Annotated in this window: 20 protein-coding genes; 11 read left to right on the top strand and 9 right to left on the bottom strand. The window is 57.3% G+C overall.

Going from position 1 to position 17,101, the window contains the following annotated elements; translation table 11 throughout:
- The first annotated feature begins 15 nt into the window (after positions 1-15).
- The 6 genes from rsxD to gstA all read left to right on the top strand — a co-directional run bounded on the left by rsxD (position 16) and on the right by gstA (position 5,665).
- Positions 16-1,068, top strand: coding sequence for an electron transport complex subunit RsxD (gene rsxD / locus ACL2XF_RS08130; RefSeq protein WP_413728403.1), 1,053 nt, complete (start codon positions 16-18; stop codon positions 1,066-1,068).
- 9 nt (positions 1,069-1,077) lie between these two features.
- Positions 1,078-1,713, top strand: a complete 636-nt coding sequence (gene rsxG, locus ACL2XF_RS08125; RefSeq protein ID WP_413722891.1) for an electron transport complex subunit RsxG — start codon at positions 1,078-1,080, stop codon at positions 1,711-1,713.
- Positions 1,706-2,398, top strand: coding sequence for an electron transport complex subunit E (locus ACL2XF_RS08120; protein ID WP_410015038.1), 693 nt, complete (start codon positions 1,706-1,708; stop codon positions 2,396-2,398). The genes rsxG and ACL2XF_RS08120 overlap by 8 nt, the downstream gene beginning before the upstream one ends.
- A gap of 4 nt (positions 2,399-2,402) precedes the next feature.
- Entirely contained in the window at positions 2,403-3,047 is a 645-nt protein-coding gene (nth, locus tag ACL2XF_RS08115) for an endonuclease III (protein WP_413728402.1), read from the top strand.
- 306 nt (positions 3,048-3,353) lie between these two features.
- On the top strand, positions 3,354-4,889 hold the full coding sequence (dtpA, locus tag ACL2XF_RS08110) for a dipeptide/tripeptide permease DtpA (RefSeq protein ID WP_413722893.1): 1,536 nt from the start codon (positions 3,354-3,356) through the stop codon (positions 4,887-4,889).
- Positions 4,890-5,059: 170 nt separating this feature from the next.
- Positions 5,060-5,665 (top strand): glutathione transferase GstA, encoded by a 606-nt coding sequence (gene gstA, locus ACL2XF_RS08105; RefSeq protein WP_410015035.1) that lies wholly within the window; start codon positions 5,060-5,062, stop codon positions 5,663-5,665.
- Between the two features lie 41 nt (positions 5,666-5,706).
- On the opposite strand, the gene pdxY is transcribed toward gstA, so the two are convergent.
- The 5 genes from pdxY to anmK form a co-directional block, all read right to left on the bottom strand.
- Entirely contained in the window at positions 5,707-6,570 is an 864-nt protein-coding gene (gene pdxY / locus ACL2XF_RS08100; protein WP_410015034.1) for a pyridoxal kinase PdxY, read from the bottom strand.
- An 82-nt stretch (positions 6,571-6,652) separates the two neighbouring features.
- Entirely contained in the window at positions 6,653-7,927 is a 1,275-nt protein-coding gene (gene tyrS / locus ACL2XF_RS08095; RefSeq protein ID WP_413728401.1) for a tyrosine--tRNA ligase, read from the bottom strand.
- Between the two features lie 65 nt (positions 7,928-7,992).
- Positions 7,993-8,643, bottom strand: a complete 651-nt coding sequence (gene pdxH / locus ACL2XF_RS08090; protein WP_413722894.1) for a pyridoxamine 5'-phosphate oxidase — start codon at positions 8,641-8,643, stop codon at positions 7,993-7,995.
- Positions 8,644-8,715: 72 nt separating this feature from the next.
- Positions 8,716-9,024, bottom strand: coding sequence for an MliC family protein (locus tag ACL2XF_RS08085; protein ID WP_410015031.1), 309 nt, complete (start codon positions 9,022-9,024; stop codon positions 8,716-8,718).
- 148 nt (positions 9,025-9,172) lie between these two features.
- On the bottom strand, positions 9,173-10,276 hold the full coding sequence (anmK, locus tag ACL2XF_RS08080; RefSeq protein ID WP_410015030.1) for an anhydro-N-acetylmuramic acid kinase: 1,104 nt from the start codon (positions 10,274-10,276) through the stop codon (positions 9,173-9,175).
- 331 nt (positions 10,277-10,607) lie between these two features.
- On the opposite strand from anmK, the gene slyB reads away from it, so the two are divergent.
- Positions 10,608-11,075 carry an outer membrane lipoprotein SlyB gene (gene slyB, locus ACL2XF_RS08075; protein WP_410015029.1) on the top strand — a complete coding sequence of 156 codons (468 nt, stop codon included), beginning with the start codon at positions 10,608-10,610 and terminating at the stop codon, positions 11,073-11,075.
- A 112-nt stretch (positions 11,076-11,187) separates the two neighbouring features.
- On the opposite strand, the gene slyA is transcribed toward slyB, so the two are convergent.
- Together slyA and ACL2XF_RS08065 are read right to left on the bottom strand one after the other, a co-directional pair.
- On the bottom strand, positions 11,188-11,622 hold the full coding sequence (slyA, locus tag ACL2XF_RS08070) for a transcriptional regulator SlyA (RefSeq protein ID WP_162365814.1): 435 nt from the start codon (positions 11,620-11,622) through the stop codon (positions 11,188-11,190).
- A 574-nt stretch (positions 11,623-12,196) separates the two neighbouring features.
- Positions 12,197-12,442 (bottom strand): DUF1289 domain-containing protein, encoded by a 246-nt coding sequence (locus ACL2XF_RS08065; protein WP_413728400.1) that lies wholly within the window; start codon positions 12,440-12,442, stop codon positions 12,197-12,199.
- Positions 12,443-12,667: 225 nt separating this feature from the next.
- Here ACL2XF_RS08065 and gloA point away from each other — a divergent pair, with 225 nt between their 5' ends.
- Positions 12,668-13,075 carry a lactoylglutathione lyase gene (gloA, locus tag ACL2XF_RS08060; RefSeq protein WP_413728399.1) on the top strand — a complete coding sequence of 136 codons (408 nt, stop codon included), beginning with the start codon at positions 12,668-12,670 and terminating at the stop codon, positions 13,073-13,075.
- Between the two features lie 119 nt (positions 13,076-13,194).
- Positions 13,195-13,860 carry a ribonuclease T gene (gene rnt, locus ACL2XF_RS08055; RefSeq protein WP_410015026.1) on the top strand — a complete coding sequence of 222 codons (666 nt, stop codon included), beginning with the start codon at positions 13,195-13,197 and terminating at the stop codon, positions 13,858-13,860.
- Positions 13,861-13,933: 73 nt separating this feature from the next.
- Here rnt and ACL2XF_RS08050 read toward each other — a convergent pair whose 3' ends face one another.
- The gene (locus tag ACL2XF_RS08050) at positions 13,934-14,281 is read right to left on the bottom strand and encodes a Grx4 family monothiol glutaredoxin (RefSeq protein WP_410015025.1); all 348 of its coding nucleotides are present in this window, start codon (positions 14,279-14,281) and stop codon (positions 13,934-13,936) included.
- 411 nt (positions 14,282-14,692) lie between these two features.
- On the opposite strand from ACL2XF_RS08050, the gene ACL2XF_RS08045 reads away from it, so the two are divergent.
- Positions 14,693-15,586, top strand: a complete 894-nt coding sequence (locus tag ACL2XF_RS08045) for an NlpC/P60 family protein (protein WP_410015024.1) — start codon at positions 14,693-14,695, stop codon at positions 15,584-15,586.
- 62 nt (positions 15,587-15,648) lie between these two features.
- Here ACL2XF_RS08045 and ACL2XF_RS08040 read toward each other — a convergent pair whose 3' ends face one another.
- The gene (locus tag ACL2XF_RS08040; RefSeq protein ID WP_162365808.1) at positions 15,649-15,738 is read right to left on the bottom strand and encodes a YnhF family membrane protein; all 90 of its coding nucleotides are present in this window, start codon (positions 15,736-15,738) and stop codon (positions 15,649-15,651) included.
- A gap of 237 nt (positions 15,739-15,975) precedes the next feature.
- Here ACL2XF_RS08040 and purR point away from each other — a divergent pair, with 237 nt between their 5' ends.
- On the top strand, positions 15,976-16,992 hold the full coding sequence (purR, locus tag ACL2XF_RS08035; protein ID WP_410015023.1) for an HTH-type transcriptional repressor PurR: 1,017 nt from the start codon (positions 15,976-15,978) through the stop codon (positions 16,990-16,992).
- The last annotated feature ends 109 nt before the right edge of the window (positions 16,993-17,101 follow it).

Below are 17,101 nucleotides of genomic sequence, written 5' to 3'. Positions count from 1 at the left end.
TCCCACGAGGAATAAATGGCTTTCAGGATCGCAAGTTCCCCCTTTACCCACAACCGGCAAAGCACCCGGCGCATCATGCTGCAGGTCATGGCGGCCTGCCTGCCGGGTCTGCTGGCCCTGAGCTATTTTTTCGGCTACGGCACCCTGGTGCAAATCCTGCTGGCCGCGTTGGCCGCCTGCCTGGCCGAAGCCGCAATGGTGGCGCTGCGCCGCCAGCCGGTCGGTCCGCGGCTTGCCGACGGCTCCGCGCTGCTGACCGCGGTGCTGCTGGGGCTGAGCCTGCCGCCGCTGGCGCCCTGGTGGATGATCGTGCTGGCTACGGCGTTTGCCATCATCATCGCCAAGCAGCTTTACGGCGGCCTGGGACAAAATCCGTTTAACCCGGCCATGGTCGGGTATGTGGTGCTGCTGATCTCGTTCCCGGTGCAAATGACCAGTTGGCTGCCGGAAGCGGGGCTGCGGCTGCATACCGCTTCGCTTGCGGACACCTTATGGCTGATCTTCGCCGGCCACACGCCGGGCGGCCTGGATGTGCAGCAGCTGCGCGCCGGGTTCGACGGCATGACCCAGGCGACGCCGCTGGATAATTTTAAAACCGGTCTGCGCGGCGGGAAGGATGCGCTGGCGATGCTCGGGCAACCGCTTTACAGCGGCCTGATGGGCGGATTGGGGTGGCAATGGGTCAATATCGGCTTCCTGGCGGGGGGCCTTTATCTGCTCTGGCGCAAGGTGATCAACTGGCAGATTCCGGTCAGCTTCCTGGCGGTGCTGATGATTTGCGCCAGCCTGGGCTGGTGGTGCGATGCGCGCGCCAGCGCCCCGCCGCTGCTGCATCTGTTCTCCGGGGCCACCATGCTGGGCGCTTTTTTTATCGCCACCGATCCGATCACCGCCTCGACGACAGATAAAGGACGGTTGATTTTCGGCGCCCTGGCGGGTCTTCTGACCTGGCTCATCCGCACCTATGGCGGTTATCCTGAGGGCGTGGCCTTTGCGGTGCTGCTGGCCAATATCTGTGTGCCGCTGATTGATTATTTTACGCAACCCCGCGTATACGGCCATCGCTAAGGAGCGCCGATGTTCAGGATGATGCGCAAACACGGTATTACCCTGGCGCTGTTCGCCGCGCTCACCACCGGCCTGACGGCCTTGGTGCATGGGCTGACCGAACCCGGCATCGCCCGCCAGGCCGTATTGCAGCAACAGCAGCTATTGGATCAGGTTGTGCCGCCGGCGCTGCATGATAATGATATGCTGGCTGAATGCTATCTGGTGGTCGACGATGCCCTGGGCAACGCGCAACAGCACCGGGTCTATCTGGCGCGCAAAAACGGCAGGCCGGCGGCGGCGGCCATCGAATCCACCGCCCCGGACGGCTATTCCGGCGCCATCCAGCTCTTGGTCGGGGCCGACTTTGCCGGCAACGTGCTGGGCACTCGGGTTACCGAACACCATGAAACGCCGGGACTGGGCGATAAAATCGAGCTGCGCGTTTCCGATTGGATCACCCATTTCAGCGGGAAAAAGGTCGGCGCGGCGCAGGACAGGAACTGGGCGGTAAAGAAAGACGGCGGGCAGTTCGATCAGTTCACCGGCGCCACCATTACCCCGCGCGCCGTGGTAAACGCGGTTAAACGCACCGCTGACTATTTACAGAGTATGCCGGGCGACATCGACCAGTTGCCCCGCTGTGGAGAAAACGCCGATGAGTGAAGCCGGACGCCTGATGCGCCAGGGGCTGTGGACCAATAACTCCGCCCTGGTGCAATTATTGGGATTATGCCCCCTGCTGGCGGTGTCCAATACCGTCACCAACGCGCTGGGGCTGGGGCTGGCCACCACGCTGGTGCTGGCTTGTACCAACGGCTGGATTTCCGCTTTCCGCCGCTGGGTGCCCGCCGAGATCCGGATTCCTGTTTATGTGATGATCATTGCCGCCGTGGTGTCCATCGTGCAGATGCTGATGAATGCCTACGCCTTCGGCCTATATCAGTCTCTGGGGATATTTATTCCGTTGATCGTCACCAATTGCATCGTGGTGGGACGGGCGGAAGCCTACGCCTCCCACAATCCGGTGGCCCTGTCGCTGCTTGACGGGGCGGCCATGGGCCTGGGCGCGACCTGCGCCCTGCTGGTGCTGGGCGCCATGCGCGAGGTGCTTGGCAACGGCACGCTGTTCGACGGCGCCGACCTTCTGCTGGGCAGCTGGGCCAAAGGGCTGCGGGTGCAAGTGTTCCATTTGGACAGTCCCTTTTTGCTGGCCATGCTGCCGCCGGGCGCGTTTATCGGCCTGGGATTCATGCTGGCCGCCAAATACCTGATAGACCAGCGGATGAAGGCCCGCCAGCGGCGCGCGGCGGCGGAGCGCGTGCCAAACGCCGGACAGGCGCGGGCATAATCTGATGAATAAACTCAAACGACTGGCTATCCTGAGCCGCCTGCGCGCCAACGATCCCAACCCGACCACCGAGCTGAATTATACCTCGCCGTTCGAACTGCTGATCGCGGTGCTGTTATCGGCGCAGGCCACCGACGTCAGTGTTAATAAGGCCACCGCCAAACTGTTCCCGGTGGCCAATACTCCCGAGGCCATGCTGGCGTTGGGGGTGGACGGCATCAAGTCCTACATCAAATCCATCGGCCTGTTTAACAGTAAAGCGGAAAATATCATCAAGACCTGCCGGATGCTGATTGAGGGCCACCAGGGCCAGGTGCCGCAGGATCGGGCGGCGCTGGAAGCCTTGCCCGGCGTTGGCCGCAAAACCGCCAACGTCGTGCTCAACACCGCCTTCGGCTGGCCGACTATTGCGGTGGATACGCATATTTTCCGGGTGTGCAACCGGACGCGGTTCGCTCCCGGCAAGAACGTCGAGGAGGTAGAGCAGGCCTTACTGCGGGTGGTACCGCCGGAATTTGTCGTTAACTGCCACCATTGGCTGATCCTGCACGGCCGGTACACCTGCGTCGCCCGCAAGCCGCGCTGCGGCGCCTGCCTGATAGAAGACCTGTGCGAATACAAAGACAAGGTCTATGGCGACACCGCGTAAATCTCCCGCCATCGGCCCAGGCCGGTGCCATTACCCCGGTACACGCAGGCGCCTGTCTTCAGCACGATAAACCACTGCCTTCCCGTGGCGTTTCATGATGAAACGCCATTGCCAGGCCGCGTTCACCCGGCATCGTGCTTTTTTATTTAATTGTAACGGGATATTATTCAAGCCTTGCCTATTGAGCTGAAACCCGGAAGATCCCCCCTCAGACTAATCTTATAACAATGCAGACGGGGCGCGGGCAACGGCGTCACCCCTGCTTATTTTTGCCGCTAACGCGGTGAAAACGGCAACGAGGTATTTGTGTCTACGGCAAACCACACCGCACCACCGGAAAAAATCAGCGTCAACGCATTTAAACAGCCCAAATCGTTTTATCTTATTTTCTCCATTGAGTTATGGGAGCGCTTTGGCTATTACGGCTTACAGGTCATCCTGGCCGTCTACCTGGTCAAGATGCTCGGCATGTCCGAAGGACAGTCCATCACGCTGTTCGCCTCGTTCAGCGCGCTCGTGTACGGTTTTGTCGCCATCGGCGGCTGGCTGGGCGACAAGGTGCTGGGGACCAAGCGCGTGATCGTCATCGGCGCGCTGGTGCTGGCGGTGGGCTATACCATGGTCGCCTATTCCAGCCATGCCGTCGCCTGGGTGTACCTGGGCATGGCGACCATCGCGGTCGGCAGCGGGTTGTTCAAGGCGAATCCGTCTTCGCTGCTCTCGACCTGCTACCGTAAAGACGATCCGCGCCTGGACGGCGCCTTCACCATGTATTATATGGCGATCAATATCGGCTCGTTTGTCTCCACCCTGGCGACGCCGTGGCTGGCGGTCCGTTTTGGCTGGGGGGTCGCGTTTTCGCTCAGCGTGGTGGGGATGTTGATCACGCTGGTGAATTTCCTCGTCTGCCGCAGTTGGGTGCGTGATTACGGCTCCAAGCCGGATTTCGCCCCGCTGCAATGGGGACGGCTGGCAGCCGTTATCGCCGGCATCGCCGCCGCCATCGCCCTGTCGAGCTGGCTGCTGCATCACCAGACCATCGCCCGCTGGGTACTGGGCCTGATTTCCGTGGGAATCATCCTGGTGTTCGCCAGGGAGACCTTCGCCCTGCATGGCGCGGCGCGCCGGCGGATGCTGGTGGCTTTTTTAATGATGATGGAAGCAGTGGTGTTTTTTGTGCTTTACAGCCAGATGCCGACGTCGCTGAATTTTTTCGCCATCCACAATGTGGGGCACAGCCTGTTCGGCTGGTCGTTCCAGCCGGAACAGTTCCAGGCCCTGAATCCGTTCTGGATCATGCTGGCCAGCCCGCTGTTGGCGGCATTGTACAACGCCATGGGCGATCGTCTGCCGATGCCGTTTAAATTCGCCGCCGGCATGGTGCTGTGCTCGCTGGCCTTTTTTGTCCTGCCGCTGGGCGCCCGTTTTGCCAATGACGCCGGTATCGTCTCCATGAACTGGCTCATTCTCAGTTATGCCCTGCAAAGCATCGGCGAGCTGATGATTTCCGGCCTGGGCCTGGCCATGGTGGCGCAGCTGGTGCCGCAACGGCTGATGGGTTTCATCATGGGCGCCTGGTTCCTGACCACCGCCGCCGCCGCGCTTATCGCCGGCTACGTCGCCAACCTGATGGCCGTGCCCGCCGACGTGACCGACGCCCGGCTTTCGCTGGCGGTGTATGGCCACGTGTTTATGCAAATCGGTATCGTCACCGCCGTGATCGCGCTGCTGATGCTGGTATTCGCCCCACGGCTTAACCACATGTCGCGCCCGGACGACGTTCCCGCCGCCGCCCCGCCCCACGGCCCACTGACGGACGATACCCCCGCCATCGTTGGCTAATCCATATCGTATTATCGTTATCATCATGTTCCGCCATAGGGCGAAACATGATGATATTTTTTTGTCCCATCCCTGCCAAGACGCTATCTTGCCGCCATGGTTAAACGTATCCTGTCATGATGAAATATCCTGCGATATCACACCGCGCCCATCCCGTTAAGGAGTGCCCCATGAAACTTTTTTATAAGCCCGGCGCCAGCTCGCTGACCGTGCATATCGCCCTGCGTGAGGCGGGAGTGGACTTTACGATAGAAAAAGTGGATTTGGCCAATCTCAAAACCGAACACGGCGAAGATTACCGGGCGATAAATCCCAAGGGACAGGTGCCGGCCCTGCTGCTCGATGACGGCACCGTGCTCACTGAAGTGGTGGCCATCGTCCAATATCTGGCGGATTTGGTGCCGGATCGCCATTTGATCCCGCGGGCGGGCACCTTGTCCCGCTATCAGGCGATGGAATGGCTCAATTACGTGGCCAGTGAAATGCATAAAAGCCTTGGCCCGTTGCTGCAGCCCGATATGCCAGAGGATTACAAAAGCCTGCTGCGCCAGCAGCTGGACGCCAAATTGCTTTATCTGGATCGGGAGTTGGCCGATGGCGATTACCTGCTCGGCACCCGCTTCACGGTGGCCGACGCCTATCTGTTCACCATGCTGACCTGGGCGCAGGCCCTGAAGTTTGATTTACCGGCGACGCCGGCGGTGGCGCGGTATTTTAAACGGGTGGCGGCGCGTCCCACGGTGGACGCGGCGCTGGCGGCGGAAGGGCTGAAATAGCGTTCACGGCGGCATGACGCCGCCGGTAAAGATGACTAACCCTATTTGATCTCTTTGGCGGGAAAGTGATGCTGCGGCAAGGCTATCTGATCCTGCGCCGCCACCACCTGCAGCTCATACTCATTCATCTCTTTGGTCAGTTTCATGACCTCGTACACCGCGGCGGTAACATGCTCCAGCGCCTTGACGGGCGACAGCCCCTTCAGCAGGTTGACCAGCAGCAGGCCGCTGGTTAAATCACCGACGCCCACCGGCTGGCGATCGCCAAAATCCACCAGCGGACGGCTGGTATGCCAGGCATGCTCCTTGCTCACCAGCAGCATTTCAAAATTGTTTTTATCATAGCCGGCATAGCTGAGGTATTTTACCAGCACCAGCTTCGGTCCCTGGGCGCACAGTTCGCGGGCGGTGGCGATGGCTTCATCGATATTATTGACCGCATGGCCGCTGAGCTGCTCCAGCTCAAGCAAATTGGGCGCGATGATATCGGCGTTCGGCAGGCCGCGCTTGCAATGAAATTCCGCCACCCCGGGAGCCACGATACACCCTTTTTCCGGATGGCCCATTACCGGGTCAAGGAAATACCAGGCGTCGGGATTGGCTGCTTTTACCTGGCGCACAATCTCCAGGATATGTTCGCCCTGCTCGGGCGCCCCGATATAACCGCTCAGCACCGCGTCGCAGTTTTTCAACTGGTCCACGGCGGCAATACCTTTCACGATTTCGGTTAAGTGCGCGGCGGGCATCACGCAACCGGTCCAGTGACCATACTGGGTATGATTGGAAAACTGGACGGTATTAAGCGGCCAAACATTGACCCCCATGCGGCGCATGGGAAACACCGACGCGCTATTACCCGCATGCCCGAACACCACATGGGACTGGATAGACAGAATATTCTTCATTACGTTGCCTTAAAGCCCTTGGCCTGGCGGCCGCATCGACACAAAGCAGGAGGCCGGCGGCCTCCTGTAGCAGTTATAAAAATCATTCCCAGCAAATCAGGCAGTAGTTTTTCTTGCCGCGGCGCAGCAAGGTATAACGCCCATACAAGCGATCGGCGGCGCTGAAGACATACTCCGCCGAAGATTGTTTTTCGCCATTCACCGCGATGGCATTAGAGCCGATCAGGGTTCTGGCCTGGCCCCGGGACGGCACCAGTCCCGCATCCACCAGCGCCTGCTGCAGATCCGCGCCGTCGCTCAGGGCGATGGTGGGCATGCCGTCCTGCGCCAGTTGCGCCAGATCGTTGGCCGTCAGGGCCTGCAGTGAGCCGGAAAACAGGCTGTCGGTAATCCGCACCGCCGCCGCCAGCCCGGCTTCGCCGTGCACCATCCGGGTCACCGCCTGCGCCAAGACATACTGCGCGCGCGGCGCGCCGTCGGTGTTGCGGTCTTCCTCTTCCAGGGCGTTAATCTCTTCCATGGGCATAAAGGTGAAGAACTTCAGGAAGCGGTAGACATCCGCATCGGCGGTGTTAATCCAGAACTGATAGAATTTATACGGGCTGGTCTTGGCGGGATCCAGCCATATCGCCCCGCCTTCGGTCTTGCCGAATTTGGTGCCGTCCGCTTTGGTGATAAGCGGCACGGTCAAGCCGTAAACCTGCTTCTGGTTCATGCGCCGGGTCAGGTCGATGCCGGAGGTAATATTACCCCACTGATCCGACCCGCCGATCTGCAGCTCGACGCCGTATTGCTTGTTCAGCGACGTGAAGTCATACCCCTGCAGCAGGTTGTAGGAGAATTCGGTAAAGGAGATACCGCTGTCGTCGCGGTTAAGCCGCTGCTTGACCGCTTCCTTGTTGATCATCTGGTTAACCGAGAAATGCTTGCCGATGTCACGCAGGAAGGTCAACACATTCATGCTGCCGAACCAGTCGTAGTTGTTGGCGGCCACGGCGCTGTTTTCGCCGCAGTCAAAATCCAGAAACGGTGACACCTGGCGCTTGATTTTATCCACCCATTCCTGCACCGTTTCGGCGGTATTTAATTTACGTTCGACGGCCTTGAAACTCGGATCGCCGATAAGTCCCGTGGCACCGCCCACCAGCGCCACGGGACGGTGGCCGGCCAGTTGAAAACGCTTCAGGCACAATAGTGGCACCAGATGTCCCAAGTGCAAGCTATCGGCGGTCGGATCGAAACCGCAATACAGTGACAGCGGCCCCTGAGCCAGGCGCTCGGACAGCGCGGCCTCATCCGTGACCTGGGCAATCAGGCCCCGCTCTTGCAATTGTTGTATCAGGTTGCTGCTTGCCATCAAAAAACTCCATTATTGCTGTAAGTATCGGTGCCCAGGCACCCTAAAGTCATGTGCCGGCGGCGTCAGGGCGCCAGACGGTCTATCGCCCATCCCTCGTCCCGGCGCTGGTAGATAAACCGGTCATGGAGCCGGTGCTCGCCACCCTGCCAGAATTCCATTGTATCAATATTCACCCGGTATCCCCCCCAAAAACTGGGCAACGGCACTTCACCCTGCTGAAATTTCTGCTTTAACTCGAGAAATTTGCTTTCCAACACCCCGCGCGCGGATATCCGGCTGGATTGACGGGAAACCCAGGCACCGATTTGGCTGTCTTTGGGCCGGCTGTGAAAATATTTCATCACTTCCACCAGCGACAATCGCTCGGCGCGTCCCAGCACCATGACCTGGCGTTCGAGCGCATGCCAGGGAAAATGCAGGCTGATGCGGGAGTTATGCGCCAGGTGCCCGGCCTTGCGGCTGCCGAGGTTGGTGTAAAACACCATGCCGCGGCTGTCGAAATGCTTGAGCAGCACCATGCGCTGATAGGGCTGGCCGTGTTCATCCACCGTCGCCGCGCACATCGCGGTGGGGTCGGGAAGCTGCGCCTCGCAGGCCTGTTGCAGCCAGCGCTCAAACAGAGTCAGCGGTTCAGACGTCAGATCCGCGCGCCGCAAGCCCCCGCGGGTATATTCGCGGCGCAAAGCGGCGATATCGATTTTTTGTTCAGTCATAGTGATATTCTGCGTCGGGCCAGGGCGTTATTGTGCGCCGCGTGGCTAAAAATCTCAATCATTTAGCACCGTTCAACCGGCGATAATACAGTCGTTTATGATGACTTTACCTTCGCGTTCGACAAACGCGTTCGGGCCTTTCGACCAGAACGTATAGTGCCCATCGCTATAGCGCGTCCCGGAGGCGGACATCACCTGCGGCAGGTTAAGCTGTTTGCCGTCGAGAATAAAACTGACCTGCGCCGGTTCCGTGCGTTGGCGTACCGTCAGCGGCGTGGTGCCGCATTGATAACGCAGCGTTTGCTCGCCCGGGCCGCGATTGAACTGGCTACAGGCGGTAACGGTAATCACACAGGCAAATATAATAAGCCGATTAATCATAGTTTCCCCTTGGTTTACGCCGCCGTCATGCGGCGGGATAGGTCGTCCGGGCCGCGCGTCGTGCCGCGGCTCCTGGCCACCTTAATCAACCCGGCCGCGCCGCTGAAGCGGACCTGTCTGAAAAGCGCGGCGGCGGGGACGCAAACCTTTATACCGGATAAATGGCCCCCAGCAGCGTTTCCCTGCTGGCGCCGGTAACCGACGGCAGATTGCCCGGCAAACCCGATAAAGTGCGAAAGGCCAGCCAGGCAAAGGCCAGGGCTTCCATATCATCGCCGCTCACGCCGTATTTATCGGTGGAACTGACCTCCATACCGGGCAACAGCGCGGACAGCCGGGCCATCAGCAGCGGATTGCGCGCCCCGCCGCCGCAGACCAGAAGACGTTCGCAGCCGCCCGATAGCAGCACTTGTTCCGCAATGCTCATGGCCGTTAATTCCAGCAGCGTCGCCTGCACATCCCGCGGCGGTATCGGCACGAAATGGGTGAGCTGATACGTCAGCCAGCCAAGGTTAAAATATTCCCTGCCGGTGCTTTTCGGCGCCGGCTGGGCAAAATAACCGTCCGCCAGCAACTGCTGCAGCAGCCCCTGGTGCACCTTGCCCCCCAGGGCCCAGACCGCATCCTTATCGTAAGGAACGGCCTGGTGGCGCCAGGCCCAGGCATCCATCAGGATATTGCCGGGACCGGTGTCGTAGCCGCGGATCGGTTGGCCGGGCAGCAATAACGACAGATTGGCAATGCCGCCGATATTGAGCACCATGCGCCGCTCGCCGGGATGCGCCAGCAACGCGTGGTGGAAACCGGGCACCAACGGCGCGCCTTGGCCGCCGAACGCCATATCGCGGCGGCGGAAATCCCCCACGGTGGTAATGCCGGTCAGGGCGGCGATGCGATTATTGTCGCCGATTTGCATCGTGCAGGGCGCCTCGGCGTCCGGCTGATGCCAGACGGTTTGTCCATGGTTGCCGATGGCGGTGATCTCGTGCGCCGCCACGCCGGCGCTCTCTAGCATGGCCAGCACCGCCTCGCTGAAAAGTATGCCCAGGCGGGTATCCAATTGCCCCACCTGTGACAAGGTCACGGATTGTCCCTGGCATATGGCCAGAATTTGGTGTTTGAGCTCCTGTGGTATGGGATGCCCGTAACTGTATTGCTGCGCCACGGTATGCTCGTCGATGGCGGCAAGCACCACATCCACGCCGTCAAGGCTGGTTCCGGACATTACGCCTACATAGCGACCTGTTCTCATTGGCCTGCCCTTTTCCTTCGCAAAAATTTCATTTATCGATTCCGGATGTCTACGTTAAACAGGTTTGATGAATCAGGCTATGAAAAGCCGTCAAATTTTGGAAGTTGTTACAATAAAATAACCTGGCGGGCAAAAGCTTAGCGTTAAAATCATTGCTATAATTAAGAAAAGAGGTCTGTTGATTCATTGTTTATGAATTCTACAATATTATCGACTACAGTAGGCTATCGAAGTAGCGCCTGGAAACAGATACTATTGACGATTGCAACAACATTGGCATTTGTTCTGTCTCGGTTTGCCTTGACGAACGGCGTATAACAGGAGTTTTTCAATGATGAAACGTTTGCTCGTGGTCACCCTGGCTGGATTGACGCTGGCGGGCTGTGCCAGCAACAACAGTCTTTCCGGTGATGTCTATTCCGCCAATGAGGCTAAACAGGTACAAAGCGTGACGTACGGTACGCTGGTAGGCGTAAGGCCGGTACAAATCCAGGGCGGAGAGGATTCAAACGTTATCGGCGCCATCGGCGGCGCGGTATTGGGCGGGTTCCTCGGCAATACCCTCGGCGGCGGCACCGGCCGCAACCTGGCTACGGCCGCCGGCGCGGTGGCGGGCGGCGTGGCGGGACAGGGCGTCACCAGCGCCGCCAGCCGTTCGCAGGGCGTGGAACTTGAAGTGCGCAAAGACGACGGCAATACTATCATGGTGGTGCAAAAACAAGGAAATACGCGGTTCAGCGTAGGACAACGCGTGGCTATCGCCAGCAACGGGCGCAACGTGACGGTTTCTCCGCGTTAATTACCGCCCCGCCGCCGCATAACGCAGCGGCGCAAGCGAAAGACCTTGGCATAAAAAAACCGGCGCTATTTGCCGGTTTTTTATAGAGAACATGTCGTTGAACCACGCTATGTCAGGACTTATTATAAAGCTCGAGGATATTCTTCTCCAGCCGTGCAATCATATTACTCAGAAAATGAATCTCCTGCTCTGAAATACCCGTCAGGATTTCATCCCGGGTACTATTGATGACATGGTTCACTTCTTTGATGATGGGCTCTGCGGACTCCGTCAATTTAATACGTTTCGCCCGCCGATCGTTCGCACAGGTATGGCGAGTGATCAGCTTTTTCTCTTCAAGCTGATCAAGCGTTCGAACCAATGAGGGCTGCTCAATGCCGATAGCCTTTGCCAACTGAATTTGCGACTGCTCCGGCGGAAGCTGGCAGATATTATGCAACGTGATCCAATGCGTTTGTGTCAGTTCTAGCGGTTTTAAGCGATGGTCAATCAAAGCGCGCCAAACACGAACAAGTCGCGCCAAATCAGATCCTAATGGCGATTCCAATTCTCTCTCCTTATAATTAAGCTGATTAAGCTTGTTCCCTGGATTCCCATCCATTCTAATGGGTGGAATGGCAAATTACAAATATATATATATATGAATAAGGTTGAAGTTAAGTTGAGCTAGATGTAATACCCATGTTGTTCCTTTGAAATATGGGACAGCACCGCTGAGCGCATTACTCCTTGCCGGTCGTCAGCCTTGACGAGGGTTGCGGCCCTTCATTGCGTAAAACTTTCCGCTTAGTATAGGGTAAGCGTTGGAAACCTCATATAATCCGTCCCTGGCACTGGTTGCCCCGGCATTCTCACATCAACGCCTATAGTATGCCAAGCGGATTATTCATGACTGTATCACTATTATTGTCATTCATCGTGATTTATTGTTAATTTAAGTTAAATGAAGACATAACAAATATCATTATGTCATGTATTCGGTCTAATAATGTAATAACAATATATAAATAACAAGTTATTAGCGTGCATATTAATAATTAACTATGAGTGCCGGGGTTGTGATAATCGCCATCCCGACGTTCAAGATACTCAGTGGAATAAGGTTGCACGCCTGCGGGGTGTTAAAAAAGCGAGGGCTGTTCCGGACCTGCGGGTTCAGCGGGCGTGCTCTTGCCGGCCCGCAGCAGGCGCAGGTAGCGTTGATGACATAGCCGCAGCACTTCGCGCTTTTGGCCGTCGTTCATCGTGATCCAGTCGAAACGTTCCTGGCGGGAGCGCAGGCAGCCACGGCAAAAGCCACGGTCATCGGATTGGCAGACGCCGCGGCAAGGACTGGTTATGATGAAAAACTCAAGCTGTTCCGGCACGTGCCCTCCTGTTTAACTTTTATTGAAGACGTTATTTCCCCGGCTGGCAAGCTTATGACGGCAAAAATCGCTTGCCCGGGGGAAATCGCGCGGTTCTCCGGCCGCCAGGGCAAGCAAGGCAGGAGTATTTCTCCTCCACCGCGCCGAAGGTCTGGGATATACTGTTAAACCACGATCTCACCAAAGGCGATGGATAAACCGTCGTCATTGTCTATAGAGGATATCATGCGCCTGCTTCATACCATGCTCCGCGTTACCGATTTACAGCAATCCATTGATTTTTATACCCAGATCCTGGGCATGCGCCTGCTGCGCACCAGCGAAAATACGGAGTACAAATACACCCTGGCCTTTGTCGGCTACACAGAGGAGACGGAAGGCGCGGTGATTGAATTGACCTATAACTGGGGCGTCGATAGCTACGAGCTGGGCACCGCCTATGGCCATATCGCGCTCGGGGTTGACGATGTGGCCGCTACCTGCGACCGCATTCGCCAGGCCGGCGGCAAGGTGACCCGCGAAGCGGGACCGGTCAAGGGCGGCACGACGGTTATCGCTTTTATCGAAGATCCCGATGGTTATAAAATCGAGTTGATTGAACAAAAACATGCCGGCAAGGGCCTTGGCAGATAAAGTACCAGCCCGCCCCCGCCAAATCCGCTCTCCTGGGGAGCAGGGAGCGGATTCGCCATGCATCCGGCGCTAAAATTTGCCATAATGCGGGCTGTTTTCCTTAAAAATTAAGAACAGGCATGGCTGAACTTGATGATGTAAATACCCTTCGCGGCCGTTTTCGCGGCTTTTATCCAGTGGTAATCGATATTGAATCCGCGGGCTTTAACGCCGCAACCGACGCCTTGCTCGAAATCGCCGCCGTCACCCTCAACATGGACGATGAAGGCTGGCTGGTCACCGACCAATGCCTGCATTTCCATGTCGAGCCTTTTCCCGGCGCGCAACTGCAGCCGGAAGCCCTGGCCTTTAACGGTATCGACCCGACCAACCCGCTGCGCGGCGCGGTGAGCGAGTACGAGGCGCTGCATGAAATTTTCAAAATGGTGCGCAAAGGCATTAAGGATCGGGGCTGCAACCGCGCGATTATCGTCGCGCACAATGCCGGGTTCGACCACGGATTTCTTATGGCGGCGGCCGGACGGGCGGCATTAAAGCGTAATCCTTTCCATCCGTTTGCCACCTTCGACACCGCTGCTCTCAGCGGGCTGGTGCTGGGCCAGACGGTGTTGGCCAAAGCCTGCGCGGCCGGAGGCATCGAATTTGACGCCGGCCAGGCGCATTCCGCGCTCTATGACACCGAACGCACCGCTGAATTATTTTGTGAGCTGGTTAATCGCTGGAAACGTCTCGGCGGCTGGCCTGTTCCCCCCGTCGGCGAGCCTGCCGCCGGCGAGCACGCCTAGCCGATGCTTGCGTCCGGCGGTTAAAAACCCCCGCCGCAAGGGGCGGGGGTTATCCGCAGGCGTCCCGGAGAACTCAGGAAGGGGTCTGGTTTTCCTGGGAGTTGTATTTTACCGCGGTCTCTTTGATCAACGGTTGCAACTCGCCGTGCTGATACATTTCGATAATGATATCGCAGCCGCCGACCAGTTCGCCGTCCACCCACAGCTGTGGGAAGGTCGGCCAGTTGGCGAATTTCGGCAACTCGGCGCGAATATCGGGATTTTGCAGGACATCCACATACGCGAAACGCTCACCACAGGCGGAAAGCGCCTGTACTGCCTGTGCGGAAAAACCGCAGCCGGGCAATTTTGGCGAGCCTTTCATATAAAGAAGAATCGGGTTCTCAGCTATCTGCTGCTGAATTTTTTCAATCGTCGTCATTGTCTCGCTTCCTCAAGCCAGCATCTGGCCTTATCTGCACTGTGCGGGATTACACGCAGTCTCTTCATTTTAGCCACTACCGGCTAAACAAATAAACGTTTTTTTGCCGGCCCGCGCGGTAAAGGCGCGTCAATTCACTCCCGGCCCGCCCACGTAGGACAGGCAATACTATCACTGTAGCGGCTTTTACCCCCTGCCGCCGAACAAAACGGGCTGAAACATTCGGTGCACACCCTCAAAATATGTTGAATAAAGCGCCGCTGAACGCTGTTAAATGCAGCAAAATCGAACTTATTCACGTTTATACACAATAAGTAGTGAATTGATGATGCAATGACGAGGTAAATAGCTTAAATTCCTGTGAGGTGTTGATAACCCCCTATTTTGGGCCACATAAGGATAGCGTTTATCATGCGTTTATGCTTTACGCTTTTTGTGTTGCTTTTTACCCAGTTGTTTTTGAACCTGGCACATGCCGCGCCGAGCGCCGGCGTCAATGCCGATCAGCGCAAATCCCAGGCAGCGGCGGCAAAAACCGGCGACCGGCGCAAACGCAAACCGGTAAAAATAGCCAAGAAAAGCAAACCTGTCGCCAGCGCTCCCGCCGTCAGTGAAAAAGCCAGCATTAAAAAATCGCCGGAACCGGCGCATGAAAAAGCCGGCGTTAAACGGCCTTTGGAACCCGCGGTGGCGAAAACCGGCGCGAAGAAAAGCAAAACGTCCCCTCTTGCCAAGGCATCAAAAACCACGGCGACGAAAAAAATAGCCTCCTTCACTCCGCCGAAAAAAGGCTATAAAAAAGGTTACGGCCGGCACCGGATGATAAAAGATCAGGCGGCGGTAGAACTGGTGGCCAACGATCAGCCGATAAAGATGAGCGAGAGCCATAAGAAACGCTACCAGACCGCCAAGCTTACCGCCATGAATAAACTCCTCTCCCAAATGGGCAAGCCTTACCGTTGGGGCGGCATGTCGCCTAATACCGGCTTTGACTGCAGCGGCCTGATTTATTACGCCTACAAGGATGTGGTACGCATCCATATGCCGCGCACCGCCAACGAAATGTACCACCTGCGCGACGCAGCGCCGGTTAAGAAAGACGAGCTGGAAAGCGGCGACCTGGTCTTTTTCCATATTTCCAATCGCGGCGCGGCGGATCACGTCGGCGTCTATCTTGGCAATGGTCGCTTTATCCAGTCGCCCCGCACCGGCAGCGATATCCGTATCAGCTATCTGAGTGAGGATTATTGGCAGGATCATTACGTGGGCGCCCGCCGGGTGGTCACGCCGAAAAATATCCGCTGAAGGCGCGCTGGAAAAAAAGAGGAGCCAAGGCTCCTCTTTTTTATATCTGAACCGAGAGGGTGTCAGTTCATGACGGCGGTAAAGCTGAAGACAATAATCACCAGCAGCGAGAACACCGTGGTCAGTAACGACATTTTTAAATCGCTGTCCATTCTATCTCCTTAACGTAAACCAGGGCGCCGGCCTTATCCACCGGCCCGCAGAGCAGTTATCGTCAGTTTGCCATAACAGCGATGAAAAAGCTTGCTCCCAACCTGTAGCCGCCACATTTAACACTTTCACTTTGGCGCGGGATGAACGAAAATTAACGGTTAATTCCACAGCGTCGGAAAGTGCTTGCGCCTTCGACAGACATTATTCCAGCCAGGGCGTACGGGAGTATCAAAGGCATGGCAACCATTAAAGATGTGGCAAAACGCGCTAATGTATCGACAACCACCGTTTCGCATGTGATCAATAAAACCCGTTTTGTTGCGCAAGACACTCAAATTGCCGTGCTGGACGCCATTAAACAACTGCATTATTCACCCAGCGCCGTGGCGCGCAGCCTGAAGGTCAATCGCACCAAGTCCATCGGCCTGCTCGCCAGCACCAGCGAGGCGCCCTATTTCGCCGAAATTATCGAGGCGATTGAGCACCATTGCTTTGCTCGCGGTTATACCTTGATATTGTGCAATTCGCACAATGATCTCGAAAAACAGCGCGCCTATCTGGCGATGCTGGCGCAAAAGCGCGTCGACGGCCTGCTGGTGATGTGCGCCGAGTATCCCGAAACGCTGCTGGATATGCTTGAGGAATATCAGCATATCCCCATGGTGGTCATGGATTGGGGTGAGGCCCGCCGTGATTTTACCGACACCATTATCGATAACGCCTTTGCCGGCGGTTATATGGCGACGCAATATTTGCTTAAACGCGGCCATCGCGCCATCGGCGCCATTCCCGGACAGCTGGCGCGCAACACCGGCGGCGGCCGCCACCGCGGCTATCTGCATGCCATGGCGGAGGCCGGCATCCCGTTAAACGACCGCTGGATTGTGCAAGGCAATTTCGAGCCTGAATCCGGCTACCTGGCGATGAAACAAATCCTGGCGCAAACGCCGCGTCCCACCGCGGTCTTCTGCGGCGGCGACATTATGGCCATGGGCGCACTGTGCGCCATTAATGAAATGGGCCTGAGCGTACCCGAGGATATTTCTATCATCGGCTACGACAACGTGCGCAATTCGTGCTTTTTCAGCCCGGCGCTGACCACCATCCATCAGCCTAAAGAGGATTTGGGCGAGGCGGCGCTTACCATGCTGCTCGATAGGATTACCAGCAAACGCGAGAACGCCAAAACCATCGAAGTCCATCCGTCGCTGATTGAACGCCGTTCGGTCGCAGACGGTCCCTTCCCCGCTTAAGGCCACGCGCCAGGCCCGGGCAACGGGCTGGCGCCTCCAGGGTCTGTTGCTATGTAAAGCGCCGTCCGCCTCGGACACAAGATTTTTCATATAATGATCTCTGTGCAAA

It is taken from the genome of Sodalis sp. RH19, assembly GCF_047324215.1.
GTDB lineage: Bacteria > Pseudomonadota > Gammaproteobacteria > Enterobacterales > Enterobacteriaceae > Acerihabitans.
The sequence above is the reverse complement of the archived record's forward strand: the minus strand, read 5'-3'. Positions and strand labels throughout refer to the sequence as shown.

Excerpts from the sequence above, each read along its gene's own strand:
- slyB (WP_410015029.1), top strand. The coding sequence starts at position 10,608 with ATGATGAAACGTTTGCTCGTGGTCACCCTGGCTGGATTGACGCTGGCG.
- ACL2XF_RS08050 (WP_410015025.1), bottom strand. The coding sequence starts at position 14,281 with ATGACGACGATTGAAAAAATTCAGCAGCAGATAGCTGAGAACCCGATT.
- ACL2XF_RS08085 (WP_410015031.1), bottom strand. The coding sequence starts at position 9,024 with ATGATTAATCGGCTTATTATATTTGCCTGTGTGATTACCGTTACCGCC.
- ACL2XF_RS08120 (WP_410015038.1), top strand. The coding sequence starts at position 1,706 with ATGAGTGAAGCCGGACGCCTGATGCGCCAGGGGCTGTGGACCAATAAC.
- purR (WP_410015023.1), top strand. The coding sequence starts at position 15,976 with ATGGCAACCATTAAAGATGTGGCAAAACGCGCTAATGTATCGACAACC.
- gstA (WP_410015035.1), top strand. The coding sequence starts at position 5,060 with ATGAAACTTTTTTATAAGCCCGGCGCCAGCTCGCTGACCGTGCATATC.
- rnt (WP_410015026.1), top strand. The coding sequence starts at position 13,195 with ATGGCTGAACTTGATGATGTAAATACCCTTCGCGGCCGTTTTCGCGGC.
- ACL2XF_RS08045 (WP_410015024.1), top strand. The coding sequence starts at position 14,693 with ATGCGTTTATGCTTTACGCTTTTTGTGTTGCTTTTTACCCAGTTGTTT.
- nth (WP_413728402.1), top strand. The coding sequence starts at position 2,403 with ATGAATAAACTCAAACGACTGGCTATCCTGAGCCGCCTGCGCGCCAAC.
- pdxH (WP_413722894.1), bottom strand. The coding sequence starts at position 8,643 with ATGACTGAACAAAAAATCGATATCGCCGCTTTGCGCCGCGAATATACC.
- ACL2XF_RS08040 (WP_162365808.1), bottom strand. The coding sequence starts at position 15,738 with ATGGACAGCGATTTAAAAATGTCGTTACTGACCACGGTGTTCTCGCTG.
- tyrS (WP_413728401.1), bottom strand. The coding sequence starts at position 7,927 with ATGGCAAGCAGCAACCTGATACAACAATTGCAAGAGCGGGGCCTGATT.
- rsxD (WP_413728403.1), top strand. The coding sequence starts at position 16 with ATGGCTTTCAGGATCGCAAGTTCCCCCTTTACCCACAACCGGCAAAGC.
- anmK (WP_410015030.1), bottom strand. The coding sequence starts at position 10,276 with ATGAGAACAGGTCGCTATGTAGGCGTAATGTCCGGAACCAGCCTTGAC.
- rsxG (WP_413722891.1), top strand. The coding sequence starts at position 1,078 with ATGTTCAGGATGATGCGCAAACACGGTATTACCCTGGCGCTGTTCGCC.
- gloA (WP_413728399.1), top strand. The coding sequence starts at position 12,668 with ATGCGCCTGCTTCATACCATGCTCCGCGTTACCGATTTACAGCAATCC.
- pdxY (WP_410015034.1), bottom strand. The coding sequence starts at position 6,570 with ATGAAGAATATTCTGTCTATCCAGTCCCATGTGGTGTTCGGGCATGCG.